The following is a 13074-nucleotide window of genomic DNA, read 5'->3' as shown; positions in this document are numbered from 1 at the left end:
CCATGCCGGGGACAGACTTCCCGGACATCCGCCGGGGACAGGCTTCTCGGACATCCGTCCGGGAGGAGACCGACACCCACGTGCACGGCCGATCAGGCGTGCGCGCGGGCGAGCCGAGCAGGAGAGATTGACGTGAAGGTTCAGCCGAGCGTCAAGCCGATCTGCGAGAAGTGCAAGGTGATCCGCCGCAACGGTCGGGTCATGGTGATCTGCGAGAACCTGCGTCACAAGCAGCGTCAGGGCTGATCACGCGCACCCTCCGGGTCGCTTGAGTCAGAACAACTGAAGATCGACAACTGAACACACAAAGGACCTCCCAACACCAGCGGCGACAGACGCGTCACCGCCTACCTCCGGATCAGAGGCCGGAGCCCACGAGGCCGAACACAGGGTTCGGCATGCACTCGCGGGACGGACTGGGAGCAGACCTCTGAGAAATCGAAAAGGAAATCCGCCACATGGCACGTGTTGCTGGTGTGGATCTCCCCCGCGAAAAGCGGCTGGAGATCGCACTGACCTACATCTACGGAGTTGGGCGTACCACCTCCAAGGAGATCCTCGAGGGAACGGGCCTGAGCCCCGACCTGCGAGCCAAGGATCTCACCGACGCAGACGTCTCGAAGCTGCGTGAGTACATCGAAGCCTCGGTGAAGGTCGAGGGTGACCTGCGTCGCGAGGTGCAGGCCGATATCCGTCGCAAGATCGAGATCGGCTGCTACCAGGGTCTGCGCCACCGTCGTGGCCTGCCCGTGCGTGGACAGCGCACCAAGACCAATGCCCGCACTCGCAAGGGCCCGAAGAAGACCATCGCCGGGAAGAAGAAGTAATGCCTCCGAAGTCACGTAGCGCAGGCCCGAAGAAGGGCACCCGCCGTCGCGATAAGAAGAACGTCCCGCACGGCCACGCACACATCAAGTCGACGTTCAACAACACCATCGTGTCGATCAGCGATCCCAGCGGAAACATCATCAGCTGGGCGTCGTCGGGCCACGTCGGTTTCAAGGGCTCGCGCAAGAGCACCCCGTTCGCGGCTCAGCTCGCGGCCGAGAACGCTGCGCGCAAGGCTCAGGAGCACGGCGTCAAGAAGGTCGACGTCTTCGTCAAGGGACCGGGTTCGGGTCGCGAGACCGCCATCCGCTCCCTGCAGGCAGCCGGCCTCGAGGTCGGCACCATCTCCGATGTGACCCCGCAGCCGCACAACGGTTGCCGTCCGCCCAAGCGGCGCCGGGTCTAGCGGGAAAGGAAGAGATAAACCATGGCTCGTTATACCGGCCCCGCAACAAAGAAGTCCCGTCGTCTCCGCGTCGACCTCATCGGTGGAGACGCGGCGTTCGAGCGTCGCCCCTACCCGCCCGGCCAGCACGGCCGTTCGCGGATCAAGGAGAGCGAGTACCTGCTCCAGCTGCAGGAGAAGCAGAAGGCACGCTTCACCTACGGCGTCATGGAGAAGCAGTTCCGCCGCTACTTCGAAGAGGCGAATCGTCGCAACGGCAAGACCGGTGACGAACTGCTGAAGCTCCTCGAGACCCGTCTGGACAACGTCGTCTACCGCTCGGGCATCGCCCGGACGCGTCGTCAGGCCCGCCAGCTGGTCAGCCACGGCCACTTCACCGTCAACGGTGTGAAGGTCGACGTGCCCAGCTACCGCGTCAGCCAGTACGACATCATCGACGTCCGCCCGAAGTCGCTGCAGACCGTCCCGTTCCAGATCGCCAAGGAGCTCGTCGGCGATCGTCCGGTCCCGGGTTGGCTCCAGGTCGTGCCGTCGACCCTGCGCATCCTCGTGCACAGCGTGCCCGAGCGTGCTCAGATCGACGTCCCGCTGACCGAGCAGCTCATCGTCGAGTTCTACTCGAAGTAATCGCAGCCGAGTTCCACTCGAAGTAAGACACACCGCCCGACAGCAACAGCTGTTCGGTTCACCCTCGAGGCCGTCATATAGCGGTCGGCCAAAGGAGATATCCAAGAAATGCTCATCTCACAGCGACCCACCCTCTCCGAGGATGTCCTTGCCGAGAACCGCTCGAAGTTCGTCATCGAGCCGCTCGAGCCGGGCTTCGGTTACACCCTCGGAAACTCGCTGCGTCGTACCCTGCTCAGCTCGATCCCGGGTGCTGCCATCACCAGCATCCGTATCGACGGTGTGCTCCACGAGTTCACCACCGTGGCCGGGGTCAAGGAAGACGTCACCGACATCATCCTGAACCTCAAGGGCCTCGTGGTCAGCTCCGACGAGGACGAGCCGGTCACCATGTACGTGCGCAAGCAGGGTCCGGGCACCGTCACCGGCGCCGACATCGTGCCCCCGGCCGGTGTCACCGTGCACAACCCCGATCTGCACATCGCCACCCTGAACGACAAGGGCAAGCTCGAGATCGAGCTCGTCGTCGAGCGGGGTCGTGGCTACGTTCCGGCCGTGCAGAACAAGGCGTCGGGTGCCGAGATCGGCCGTATCCCGGTCGACTCGATCTACTCGCCGGTGCTCAAGGTGACCTACAAGGTCGAGGCAACCCGTGTCGAGCAGCGCACCGACTTCGATCGGCTCGTGCTCGACGTGGAGACCAAGAACTCGATCAGCGCGCGTGACGCGCTGGCGTCGGCGGGCAAGACCCTGGTGGAGCTGTTCGGGCTCGCCCGGGAGCTCAACGTCGAGGCCGAGGGCATCGAGATCGGGCCGTCGCCGGCCGAGGCCGACCACATCGCGTCGTTCAGCCTGCCGATCGAGGATCTCGAGCTGACCGTTCGTTCCTACAACTGCCTCAAGCGCGAGGGTGTGCACACCGTCGGCGAGCTGGTTGCCCGGACCGAGTCGGATCTGCTCGACATCCGCAACTTCGGTCAGAAGTCGATCGACGAGGTCAAGGTCAAGCTGCACGCGCTCGGCCTGTCCCTCAAGGACAGCCCGGCCAGCTTCGATCCGTCGCAGGTCGCGGGTTACGACCCGGCCACCGGCACGTGGTCGGAAGACGCGTCCTTCGACGCCGATTCCGGTGAGGATTTCGCGGAAACCGAGCAGCTGTAGTCGCTTCGACGCGGCGGTAGCTGTCACTGCCCAACCCCCGACTCCGACGATCGAGCGATCCGGAGTCCTCCTAGGAGAAGACAATGCCCAAGCCCACCAAGGGTGCCCGCCTCGGCGGGTCGGCCAGCCACCAGAAGGCGATGCTGGCGAATCTCGCCACCTCGCTCTTCGAGCACGGCCGTATCACCACCACGGAAGCCAAGGCCAAGCGCCTGCGTCCGTACGCGGAGAAGATCATCACCCACGCCAAGGCCGGCAAGCTGGCCAACCGTCGTGAGGTGCTGAAGGACATCCGCAACAAGGACGTCGTGCACACGCTGTTCGACGAGATCGGCCCGTTCTTCGCCGATCGTCCCGGCGGTTACACCCGCATCATCAAGACGCTGCCGCGCAAGGGTGACAACGCCCCCATGGCCGTGATCGAGCTGGTGCGTGAGACCACCGCGTCGAGCGAGGCAAGCCGCGCAACCCGCGTCGCCGCCTCCAAGAAGGCTGCCGAGGACAAGCTCGACGCCACCGAAGAGGTTGTCGCCGATAGCGACTCCTCCGACTCTGCGGAGAACGTGGTGGAGGCCGCCGAGGCCGACGCCACCGACGCTCAGGTCGCCAACGCCGAGGCCGTCGCCGAGGCTGTCGACGACGAGTCCACAGCGGCGACCGCTCCGGATGCCGAGGCAGCCGGAGCCGACGTCGACGGTGACAAGAAGTAGTCGACTGAGTCGAGAATTGCTGACCGAACCCGTCGGCGCCGATACCGGCGCCGACGGGTTCTGTCGTCTCCGCTTCGACGTCTCCTACGACGGGACCGATTTTGCCGGGTGGGCGCGGCAGATCGGTCAGCGCAGCGTCTGCGAGGAGTTGGAGACCCGGCTGTCGACGGTGCTGCGCGTACCCGTGCGGCTGACCGTGGCGGGCCGTACCGACGCCGGTGTTCATGCGACGGGGCAGGTCGCACACGCCGACGTTCCGCGGTCGGCATTGGAGACCAGATCGATCGGCGGTGATCCGTCGACGCTCGTCGGGCGCCTCGCGAAGATGTGTCCCGACGATGTCCGGGTGACGGCGGTGCGTGTCGTCCCGGCGGACTTCGATGCCCGGTTCTCGGCGCTGCGCCGGCACTACCGTTACCGCCTGACCGACGCACGGTGGGGTGCCGAGCCGGTGGTGGCACGCACGACGGCGACGTGGCGCCGACCCCTCGACGTCGACGCGATGAATGCTGCATCGTCGGAGTTGTTGGGGCTCAACGATTTCGCGGCGTTCTGTCGTCGACGCGAAGGCGCGACGACGATCCGCGACCTGCAGCGCTTCTCCTGGTCTCGGGATGCCGACGGCGTGCTGGTCGGTGAGGTGAGCGCGGACGCGTTCTGCTGGTCGATGGTGCGTTCGCTCGTCGGAGCGGTTGCGAGCGTTGGCGATGGTCGGCGCGACATCGACTGGTGCCGTGGTCTTCTCGCGGAGCGGGCGCGCAGCAGTGAGGTGCCGGTCGCCGAGGCGCGCGGACTGTGTCTGGTCGGTGTGGACTATCCCGCCGATGACGACCTCGCCGCCCGCAACACAGTGACCCGCGACGTACGTGGGGCCACGGGGTGCTGCGGGGGTTGACGCACAACGCCCCTGAGATCCGCCCTCCGGGAGTCGGCTGACGGAGATGTCAACCGTGTCTCTCTGGTGGACGAGTCTCAGGGGCGGTTGTGTCGATGGGCGAGGCTAGTTGCCGAGCTTGAGACCGTTCTTGTCCCGCACATTGCCGGTCAGCATCATGATGCCGTCGATCAACGCCCACACGGCGACGCCGAAGACGATGAAGATCCCGACGATGACGATCGCGGTGATGTAACCGACCACGGTGAGACCGAGCTGGATCGCGCCGGTCTTGTTGTCGCCGATGTAGAAGCGGCCGACGCCGAGGCTGCCGAGGAAGATCTGCAGCAGGCCCGCGACGAGCTTGGACTTGTCCGATAGCGGTTCACCGGTGGCGGGATCGCGGCCGTAGGGCGCGGTGGGGTCGGGTGCTCCGCCGTAACCGTACTGGGGCGCCCCGTAACCCGGGGCGGGGTACGCCGGCGCGCCGTAGGGCTGGGCCCCGTACTGTTGCTGGGCCCCGTACTGCTGCTGCGCATCGTAGGGCTGGCCGGTCCCGAAGTCCTGCGCGCCGGACGGCTGCGACCCGTACTGCTGGGATCCGTACTGGTCACCCCCGTATGGCTGAGAACCGAATTGCTGAGAACCGTATTGGGTCTGGGAGTCCTGGCCGGCGCCGAATGCGGTCGTGCTGCCGGAGTCCTGTGTCGGATCGGTCGGCGTCGTGCCCGGCTGACTCTGGTCGGAGGGCGCGGGGTTCTTGACGAATGGATCGTGCGGCTTGTCCCCGGGATTGTCGGGACTGGTCATCGGGTGGTCCTCCTCGTGGGTGATCGACTCTTCTTCGTTTGTTCGGACGTTTCAGGCCCTGGATGCCAGGTCGCGCGCGTAGTACACACGTCCGGACACATCGCTCATGGTCCACGGCGAGGTGGCCAGGATGTTCGTGACGTGCATCCCGCCGCCCGCGCCCCGGACCCGCACCTGGATGTAACCCGTGGTGCGACGTTCTTTCATGAGCAAGAACAGCAGACTCAGAAAGCAGACCAGAAAGAACCCGACGAGCGCCAGCACCAGACCCGTCTGTGACATCTGTTCGGTCGACACCGACATGTCGGTGACCTCCCACTGGGAGCCCGCGATCGGGAACGTGCCCGACGGCGTGATCACGTAGTTCTGTGTACAGGTGATGTCGCCGATGACGACCAGCGGCGGCTCGGGAAGCGCTGCCGCGCCGGCGTCGTAGTAGGGCGCGTTCTGCCCGGGAAACACACCGGGAGCCGGGAATTGGGCCGGCGCGGGCACGAATCCGGGGCTCGAGTCGTACGCGTTCGGCTGATGCGGCAACGGCCATGTGCCGTGGTCGCCGTTACCGGGGTGGGTCATCCAGCAATGGTGGCACACCCGATGGCGCGGTGGGTCAGGTGGCGTTGCGCTCGTCCTCGAAGGCCTCGAGGACCTCGTCGACGGTGTCGTCGTCGCCGACGAACTGCTCGGGATGCGCGCCCTCGGACATGAGGTGGCGCCAGTTGAGCGGATCGAACTCGACGGGAGCGTGGCGCGCGATGAAGTCGATGACGAGGCGGCAGAACCGTTCCGGGTCGTCGTGGAACGGGAAATGTCCCGAGCCGGAGAAGGTTTCGAGTTCGGAGTGCGGGATCGCTGAATGAGCCAGTTCGCCGTGATGGTAGGGGATGACGATGTCGCGATCGCCCCAGATGAGGAGGACAGGCAAGCGTTCGGTCAGATAGCAGCGGTCGAGCATGGTGACGGACTGACCCCGCCAGTCGACGACGGCTCGCAGGGTGCGCAGGAACGCCGCCGATGCGGTGGGGTCGGCGAGTCCGCTCAGCACGCGCATCAGGTCCTCGTGGTCGGCGAGTAGATGCCTCGGTGTTGCCGAGGACGGGAACAGCGGAGGCACCGGCGCTGCCACGACCGCTCTGGCGAGGGTGGTGAGGCCCGGTACCACGCCGGGGATGCGGAGGGTCGACAACAACTGCGGGACGACGGGCAGTGAGAACAACCGCAGAGCCGGGTTGACGTCGCGGGTGACCCCACCTGCGGCGACCAGGACGAGGCGTTCGACGAACCGCGGGAATTGGTAGCAGAACTGCATCGCCACGCCGCCACCGAGGGAGTGGCCGACCACGGTGACCTTGCTGACGCCCAGCACGACGAGCAGGTCGCGCATCCCGTTGGCGAAGGCCGGGACGGAGTAATCGGCTCGGGGTTTGGCGGAGTGTCCGTGGCCGAGGAGGTCCGGCGCGATGACGGTGTAGTGCTGCGCGAGGATCGGGATGACCTCGTCCCACGTCGACGAGTTGTCACCGATCCCGTGGATGAGCAGCAGTGCCGGTCCGCTACCCGCGATCCGGTACGCGCGACGGTAACCGTGGATGGTGTGGTACTCGACTCGGACGTCGGTGTCGGAGACCGGGCGGAGTGCTGGCCCCGGGGTCGTCGTGGGCCCGGATGTCTGCGTCGGCACGGGTGATCTCCTCCTGGCTCGGGTCGGTCGGTCGGCGACGCGCTGATTCCCGCCAGTAAACCGCATGCTGGGCCGGCATGCTCGCCGGGATGCGCAGGGGCGGGCGCCGACGGGTTACCGGCGTCTGAATGTCTGCCGACAGGTCGGCCATCCTGCTGCTGGAAGGCGCAGGTAGTGGCAGGACTTCACTACTCTGGACGTGGTGAACCCCTTCGACATCGAGTCGTTCGTGGCCACCGGTGGCCTCATCGGTCTGTGCGTGCTGATCTTCGTGGAGACCGGCATCCTGGTCGGGTTCATCTTCCCGGGCGACTCGGTGTTGTTCACCGCGGGCGTGTTCGCGGCACAACCCGATCCGTTCGCGCCGCTGTGGTTGCTGTGTCTGGCCGTGCCAGTGGCGGCGATCATCGGCGACCAGTGCGGTTACTTCATCGGGCGACGGGTGGGTCGCAGTGTGGTCGAGGGCAAGCTGATGCGGACCATCGGGCCGGAATACCTCGCGAAGACGAACCACTACTTCGACCGTTTCGGGCCGCTCACCGTGTTCTTCGGCAGGTTCATCGGGATCGTCCGCACGCTGACGCCGCTGGTCGCAGGCTTCAGCGGGATGCCCCACCGGACGTTCACCGTCTTCAGCGTCCTGGGCAGCTTCACGTGGGCCGCCGGGATCATCCTGCTCGGTTACTTCCTCGGCAACGTCCCGATCATCCGCGACAACATCGAGATCTTCATCATCGCCTCGGTGCTCACCATCGTCGTGCCCACGTTCATCCACCTGGCGAGGCGCTGGCGGATCGCGCGACGAGACCGGCGCGCCAACCAGGAAGCCGCTTAGGCGTCTGCGCCTTTGGGTGCGATCCATTCGGGGTAGCTCGGTGGTGTTGGTGGGTCGAGGGCGAGGAGGTTGTACCACTCCCACGGCCCGTTGACGGGATGGGGCGGTCCGAACTCGAGGGATGTGGTTCCTGACCACCCGGGGAACAGTTCGTGCCACCAGGCCATGCATTCGGGTTCATCCCCGAAGATGCCGTTGTCTCCGTAGGGGTCGTGGATGGCGTCGATGGTCCAGTTGCCGTACACGTTCCAGTCGGGTTGGTTGTTGCCGGGTGGGTCGTGTTCGGGTGAGTCGTCGCGTTCTCCGGGGACGCCGGGGGAGGTGTCGGCGGGTTTGGACAGCACGATGTCGAGGGTGTGGGGTGACACTCCGAAGAAGCTGCCGTCACCGCTGTAGCGGGTGGGTTCGCCGAACGGTTTGATGAACCGTCGCAGGGTGCAGATGCGGGCGGTGATGTGGGTGTCGGTGGAGTTGAGGGTGGTGATGTGGCGGTACCGGACGGTCGATGCCCAGGGTGGGAGGTTTTGTGGTTTCGGTGGTTGTGTTGTGCTGCCGAGGCTGTCGTAGTAGTCGCGGGTGCGGGCGACGGCGTCGGCGTAGCCGGGGAAGGAGTGGTCGACTCCGGCCCAGGCGGCCATTTCACCGCCGTCGAAGGTGGCGCGGATGAGTTCGGCGGGCCGGTCTTGGATGTTGATGCCGTCGGCTGCGGACCATTGCACCGAATAGGGAATCGTGGGTCGCTGAGCAGGACTGGGTGGGGCTGGTTGAGGTGGAGGTGTCGAGCATGCGCTGATGACGACGACACAGGCGAATAGCGTTGTAGCGGGGCGGGTAGGCGCTGTGCGGATCAGCATGCCTGGGCCATGCTTGTCACGATCATGCGTCTGCGCCTTTGGGTGCGATCCATTCGGGGTAGCTCGGTGGTGCGGGAGGATCGAGCGCGAGGAGGTTGTACCACTCCCACGGCCCGTTGACGGGATGGGGCGGTCGAAAGTCGCCGGGGCGCGTCACGCTTGTCCATCCGGGGAAGAGTTGTTTCCACCAGGCGATGCATTCGGGTTCGGTGCCCCAGAAGTCGTTCACACCCCGTAGATCGCGGATGGCGTCGATGGACCAATTGCCGAAGACATTCCAGGACGGCTGATCGTCACCTCGGGGGTCGTGTTTGGCAGCTGACTCGTCACGGTGGCCGGAGATGCCTGGAGAAACGCCCGAAGGTTTCCTGAGCTGTACCTCGAGTGTGCGAGGGCGCGCTTCGCCGATGAAGCTCCCCTCGGCGTTGGCGGCGGGTGGATACGCAGGCTTGACTGCTTGCCGCAGCGTGCAGATGCGTGCCGTGACAGCTGTGTCCGTGGCAGTCATCGAAGCAATGTGGCGAGACATCACCGTGTTCGCAACAGGAATGCGATTTCCCGGTGTTGGAGGCTGATAGGGGCTCCCCCAGTTGCCGAAGTACTCGCGGGTGCCGGCTACTGCTTCCGCAAACCCTGGAAACGAGTTTTTCGTGCCTGCCCATGAGGCCATTTCGCCAGCATCGATGGTGGCGCGGACCAATTCCGCGGGCCGGTCTTGGATGTTGATGCCGTCGGCTGCGGACCATTGCACCGAATAGGGAATCGTGGGTCGCTGAGCAGGACTGGGTGGGGCTGGTTGAGGTGGAGGTGTCGAGCATGCGCTGATGACGACGACACAGGCGAATAGCGTTGTAGCGGGGCGGGTAGGCGCTGTGCGGATCAGCATGCCTGGGCCATGCTTGTCACGATCATGCGTCTGCGCCTTTGGGTGCGATCCATTCGGGGTAGCTCGGTGGTGCGGGTGGGTCGAGGGCGAGGAGGTTGTACCACTCCCAGGGGCCGTTGACGGGGTGGGGCGGTTGGAAGTCCAGGGATGTGGTTCCCGACCATCCTGGGAACTTCTTGTGCCACCAGGCCACACACTCGGGTTCGTCGCCCCACATATTGTTCTTGCCGTAGAGGTCGCGGATGGCGTCGATGGTCCAGTTGCCGTAAACATTCCAGGACGGCTGATCGCTAGCGCGTGGGTCGTGCTCGGTGGGCGAGTCATCGCGTTCGCCGGCGGTTCCGGGGGAGGCGTCAGTCGATTTTCGGAGATGCACTTCGAGCGTTCGTGGTTGCGCCCCGCCGATGAAGCTTCCGTCCGTGTTCTCAAGGGGCGGGTAGGCGGGTTTGATCGACTGTCTGATGGTGCAGATGCGGGCGGTGATGGTGGTATCGGAGGTTGTCATCGACGCGATGTGCCGTGACATCGCGGTGTCGGCCGCGGGAATCCGGTTTCCGGGCGTGGGTGGTTGGTCAGTGCTTCCCCAGTAGCCGAAGTACTCGCGGGCATTGGCGACGGCGTCGGCGTAACCGGGAAACGAGTGGTCGACGCCTGCCCATGCAGACATTTCGCCGCCGTCGATGGTGGCGCGGACCAGCTCGGCTGGTCGGGATTGGACGTCGATGCCGGCGGCGGCCGACCACTGGGTCGAATACGGAATGTCGGGACGTGAAATGGCGCTGGTTTCCGCCGGTTCGGCACCCGACGTCGAGCAACCTGCCCCGATGAGGATGACACCGATGACCTGGACGAGCAGGGTGGGTAATGCCCTGGCGCTCCACAAACGACGCGGCGCGAGGCCGCGACAACGCGTAGCTATGACGGGGGCAGGTTCAGTTTCCATTTGGTTCCCAGTTCTTCCGACTCGCCCCACACACTCCGATAGTCCTCAGGTATGTTGCCAGGGTTACTGTTTCGAGTCTTGGCTGCGAGCTGTTCCACGATCGTGCGTGTATCGATACTGAGTTCGGTCTCGCTGGTCTTGCGTGTCTCGAGTATTTCGTCCCGACTCCTCAGAGAACCGTCGGGATTGAACCAGCCCCGGTCGTCTAACCGCTCCGCAAAGGCTGGGTCGAGCTGAGGCCGGATGTCTCCCACACTTGCGGCCACAATCGCCGCTCGGATGTCGCCTACGGCGCTGCCGGTGCCGCCCGATGACCCGTCTATCTGCAGCTTGTATGTCGCAGGATCGAAACCATCCTCTGATGGTGCCGGCCCCAGTAGCGAATTCTTGAGACCGTCTTTCACGTGGTCGAGCAGGATGTCGGATCCTGGTGCCTTGTCGGTCAGCTTGCCGGTGCCGAGGTCGGACACTTTGAGTACATCGTCGAGGATCTTTCCCTTCAACTCATATGCACTTTTCGCCGCTGCGAAGTCGTCACCGGCTTTGTCGTGGGCCGCGTACAGCAGCCCTTCGTCGGCGAGTCCGCGCAAGTGGGACATCAGAGCCAGTCGATGCGCCGCGTCACCGGCGTTGGGATCAGCGCCGTAACGGGCCGCTTCGTCGGCGATCTGGGAATACACCTCGGAATAAAAGGTTTTCGCAGCCGTCTCGTCGGTTGCCAAAAGCCCGAAGATCCGCGATGACCCTTCGAAGTTGTCGGTGCCGGGTGAGTGGATGACGTTCTGCCCCGGAACGTCGTTGAAACCGGGTAGTGATTGATCCTGGTCGCCGCCGAGCTCACCGGCATACGGCTTCAAGGACTCGGCCAGTGTTCGAACCAGCTCTGGATTGAGCTCGCCGATCGACTGGTTGTCAGCAATTCCGGGAATGTCCATCAGCGCGCCGTAGCCGTCATGAGATCCCATGTACCGGGAGACGGCCTCGAAGATGCCCGCCGATCGTTCAGCGGCCGCGTAGTCCAACTGTTGGCCCAGAGTTCGATGATCTGGAGGTACGTCGAACGAAGTGGACCGCGCGTCATCGGCACCCACATCGAAAAAGGTTCCAGCCGCAGAACCGTTGTCATGCCAGTCGGTTGTCGTGAGGTCGTGTATGAAGTCGGCGCCGTCTTGCCCGGTGAAGACGTCATGAACCCACATCTTGTCGCGGCCGACTGCGCCGAGAACGTCTTCGACCAGAGCATGGGGGGCAGCCTCCATGAACGGCGAGTTCGACGAATTGATGTAGGTCTGACCGTCGATCCACATCCCGCTTGCGCTTTTGCCTTGCAACTCCTGCTCGTACAGGGCGATGGCGTCGGTGTACTTCCGGCCCAGCTCTCCGAGGGAGCGATCGATCGTCGTCCCCGCTTGGTATCGCGGGTCGCCCGCTTGCAGGAGCTTCCCGATCTTCGACGCGTCGTTCACACCCGTGAGAACGACAGAGTTGTTCTTCCTGGTGACCGGGTTGTCGTTGCCGAGAACGTCCTTGATCGTCTGCGGTAGGAGATTGAATGAGCCGTGCATGCCGCCAGCGTGGACGTTCTCGTTCGAGAGGATTTGAAGTCCGTTGGCGAGCGCCGCTCGGGCGCTTTGCGACGTGGGGTTCGGCCGACCGAAGTCGGTGCCGAAGGTGTTGAAGGCCGATATGCCTGTGAGATAACGGCCGTCGCCTACGTCGACTGCTCCCGTCGCGTGTTTGATGTAGAGGAATTGCTCTGGGGAGATGTCGACGGGCTGCCCGAGTTGGAGGCGTGCCAGCTGCTCCGGTGTGAGCTGCATGGCTCGCTCGAACCGCGCGCGTTGTTCTGGAGTCGCGGTCCCGGAGAGAATCGCCTGTGCGTCCGGCGCTGCCTTGGTCGGGTCGATGGTCGAACTGTTCTGCGCGATCGACGCCGGCGTGAGACCGGCGATCGCACTGAGGGCGGCAGAGACCGCCGAATTCGTATCCGACACTGCGGTGTCGGCGGCGCGGCCGAGATCCAGGAGTGCCTGCTGGAGCTCTGTCGCGGTGTCTTTGTTGTACTTGGCGCCGTCGGGTGCGATCGACTTCTTGAAATCCACGTTGTAGGCGGGATCGTCGGTGCGCAACTCGTAACCGAGCGCGGCCGCTGTGGACTTCTGATTTTCCAACGTCGTCATCGCACCGCGGATGGCTGTCTTGCCGTTGCCCAAAGCCGCTGCGAGGGACCCATACTGGTCGGACAACGATCTCAACCACCGAGTGATGCTCTCCGCGCGACCGTCGGCGGCGGTGCGGGCCAACCCTTTCCACTCTGCGGTGGTGAGGTTGATGACCGGATCACCGGCCCTCGGAGCCTGGCCGTCGAGGTCGGTCTGGAGCGTTCGCGCCGCTGATGCGATGTCGCCGAGCGATTCTGGTTTCCACCCGATGACCTGGTCGTAAGTCGGCGTCATCCC

At 64.7% G+C, this 13074-nt stretch carries 15 protein-coding genes; 8 read left to right on the top strand and 7 right to left on the bottom strand.

Annotated elements, in window-relative coordinates; translation table 11 throughout:
* Positions 1-132: 132 nt before the first annotated feature.
* From rpmJ to truA, 7 genes are all read left to right on the top strand, one after another.
* Positions 133-246: a 50S ribosomal protein L36 gene (rpmJ, locus tag ACSUZC_RS17305; RefSeq protein WP_005207978.1), complete on the top strand. Its 114-nt coding sequence runs from the start codon at positions 133-135 to the stop codon at positions 244-246.
* A 212-nt stretch (positions 247-458) separates the two neighbouring features.
* Complete coding sequence (rpsM, locus tag ACSUZC_RS17300; RefSeq protein ID WP_004023537.1) at positions 459-827, top strand: 30S ribosomal protein S13; 369 nt, start codon at positions 459-461, stop codon at positions 825-827.
* The gene (rpsK, locus tag ACSUZC_RS17295; RefSeq protein ID WP_004023536.1) at positions 827-1234 is read left to right on the top strand and encodes a 30S ribosomal protein S11; all 408 of its coding nucleotides are present in this window, start codon (positions 827-829) and stop codon (positions 1232-1234) included. The genes rpsM and rpsK overlap by 1 nt, the downstream gene beginning before the upstream one ends.
* A gap of 21 nt (positions 1235-1255) precedes the next feature.
* Positions 1256-1861 carry a 30S ribosomal protein S4 gene (gene rpsD, locus ACSUZC_RS17290; protein ID WP_086534445.1) on the top strand — a complete coding sequence of 202 codons (606 nt, stop codon included), beginning with the start codon at positions 1256-1258 and terminating at the stop codon, positions 1859-1861.
* 108 nt (positions 1862-1969) lie between these two features.
* Entirely contained in the window at positions 1970-3022 is a 1053-nt protein-coding gene (locus ACSUZC_RS17285) for a DNA-directed RNA polymerase subunit alpha (protein ID WP_439029722.1), read from the top strand.
* Between the two features lie 83 nt (positions 3023-3105).
* Positions 3106-3732 carry a 50S ribosomal protein L17 gene (rplQ, locus tag ACSUZC_RS17280; protein ID WP_439029721.1) on the top strand — a complete coding sequence of 209 codons (627 nt, stop codon included), beginning with the start codon at positions 3106-3108 and terminating at the stop codon, positions 3730-3732.
* Positions 3689-4627 (top strand): tRNA pseudouridine(38-40) synthase TruA, encoded by a 939-nt coding sequence (gene truA / locus ACSUZC_RS17275; RefSeq protein WP_439029720.1) that lies wholly within the window; start codon positions 3689-3691, stop codon positions 4625-4627. The genes rplQ and truA overlap by 44 nt, the downstream gene beginning before the upstream one ends.
* Before the next feature lie 105 nt (positions 4628-4732).
* On the opposite strand, the gene ACSUZC_RS17270 is transcribed toward truA, so the two are convergent.
* The 3 genes from ACSUZC_RS17270 to ACSUZC_RS17260 are packed head-to-tail and all read right to left on the bottom strand — an operon-like array spanning position 4733 to position 7097.
* Positions 4733-5416, bottom strand: a complete 684-nt coding sequence (locus ACSUZC_RS17270) for a TM2 domain-containing protein (protein WP_439029719.1) — start codon at positions 5414-5416, stop codon at positions 4733-4735.
* A gap of 51 nt (positions 5417-5467) precedes the next feature.
* The gene (locus tag ACSUZC_RS17265; protein WP_439029718.1) at positions 5468-5992 is read right to left on the bottom strand and encodes a hypothetical protein; all 525 of its coding nucleotides are present in this window, start codon (positions 5990-5992) and stop codon (positions 5468-5470) included.
* A 34-nt stretch (positions 5993-6026) separates the two neighbouring features.
* A complete protein-coding gene (locus ACSUZC_RS17260) occupies positions 6027-7097 on the bottom strand; it encodes an alpha/beta fold hydrolase (RefSeq protein WP_439029717.1) in 1071 nt (356 codons plus the stop codon).
* 202 nt (positions 7098-7299) lie between these two features.
* Here ACSUZC_RS17260 and ACSUZC_RS17255 point away from each other — a divergent pair, with 202 nt between their 5' ends.
* A complete protein-coding gene (locus ACSUZC_RS17255) occupies positions 7300-7932 on the top strand; it encodes a DedA family protein (protein ID WP_439029716.1) in 633 nt (210 codons plus the stop codon).
* Here the strand turns inward: ACSUZC_RS17255 and ACSUZC_RS17250 are convergent.
* The 4 genes from ACSUZC_RS17250 to ACSUZC_RS17235 all read right to left on the bottom strand — a co-directional run bounded on the left by ACSUZC_RS17250 (position 7929) and on the right by ACSUZC_RS17235 (position 13071).
* The gene (locus ACSUZC_RS17250) at positions 7929-8651 is read right to left on the bottom strand and encodes a hypothetical protein (RefSeq protein ID WP_439029715.1); all 723 of its coding nucleotides are present in this window, start codon (positions 8649-8651) and stop codon (positions 7929-7931) included. The genes ACSUZC_RS17255 and ACSUZC_RS17250 overlap by 4 nt on opposite strands.
* 157 nt (positions 8652-8808) lie before the next feature.
* The gene (locus ACSUZC_RS17245) at positions 8809-9537 is read right to left on the bottom strand and encodes a hypothetical protein (protein ID WP_439029714.1); all 729 of its coding nucleotides are present in this window, start codon (positions 9535-9537) and stop codon (positions 8809-8811) included.
* 157 nt (positions 9538-9694) lie between these two features.
* Positions 9695-10615 (bottom strand): hypothetical protein, encoded by a 921-nt coding sequence (locus ACSUZC_RS17240; RefSeq protein WP_439029713.1) that lies wholly within the window; start codon positions 10613-10615, stop codon positions 9695-9697.
* Positions 10588-13071, bottom strand: coding sequence for a hypothetical protein (locus ACSUZC_RS17235; RefSeq protein ID WP_439029712.1), 2484 nt, complete (start codon positions 13069-13071; stop codon positions 10588-10590). The genes ACSUZC_RS17240 and ACSUZC_RS17235 overlap by 28 nt, the downstream gene beginning before the upstream one ends.
* Between the last annotated feature and the right edge of the window lie 3 nt (positions 13072-13074).

The organism is Gordonia terrae, from assembly GCF_051789125.1.
In the GTDB taxonomy this organism is placed as follows: domain Bacteria; phylum Actinomycetota; class Actinomycetes; order Mycobacteriales; family Mycobacteriaceae; genus Gordonia; species Gordonia terrae_A.
This window is presented reverse-complemented; position numbering and strand designations above follow the sequence as displayed.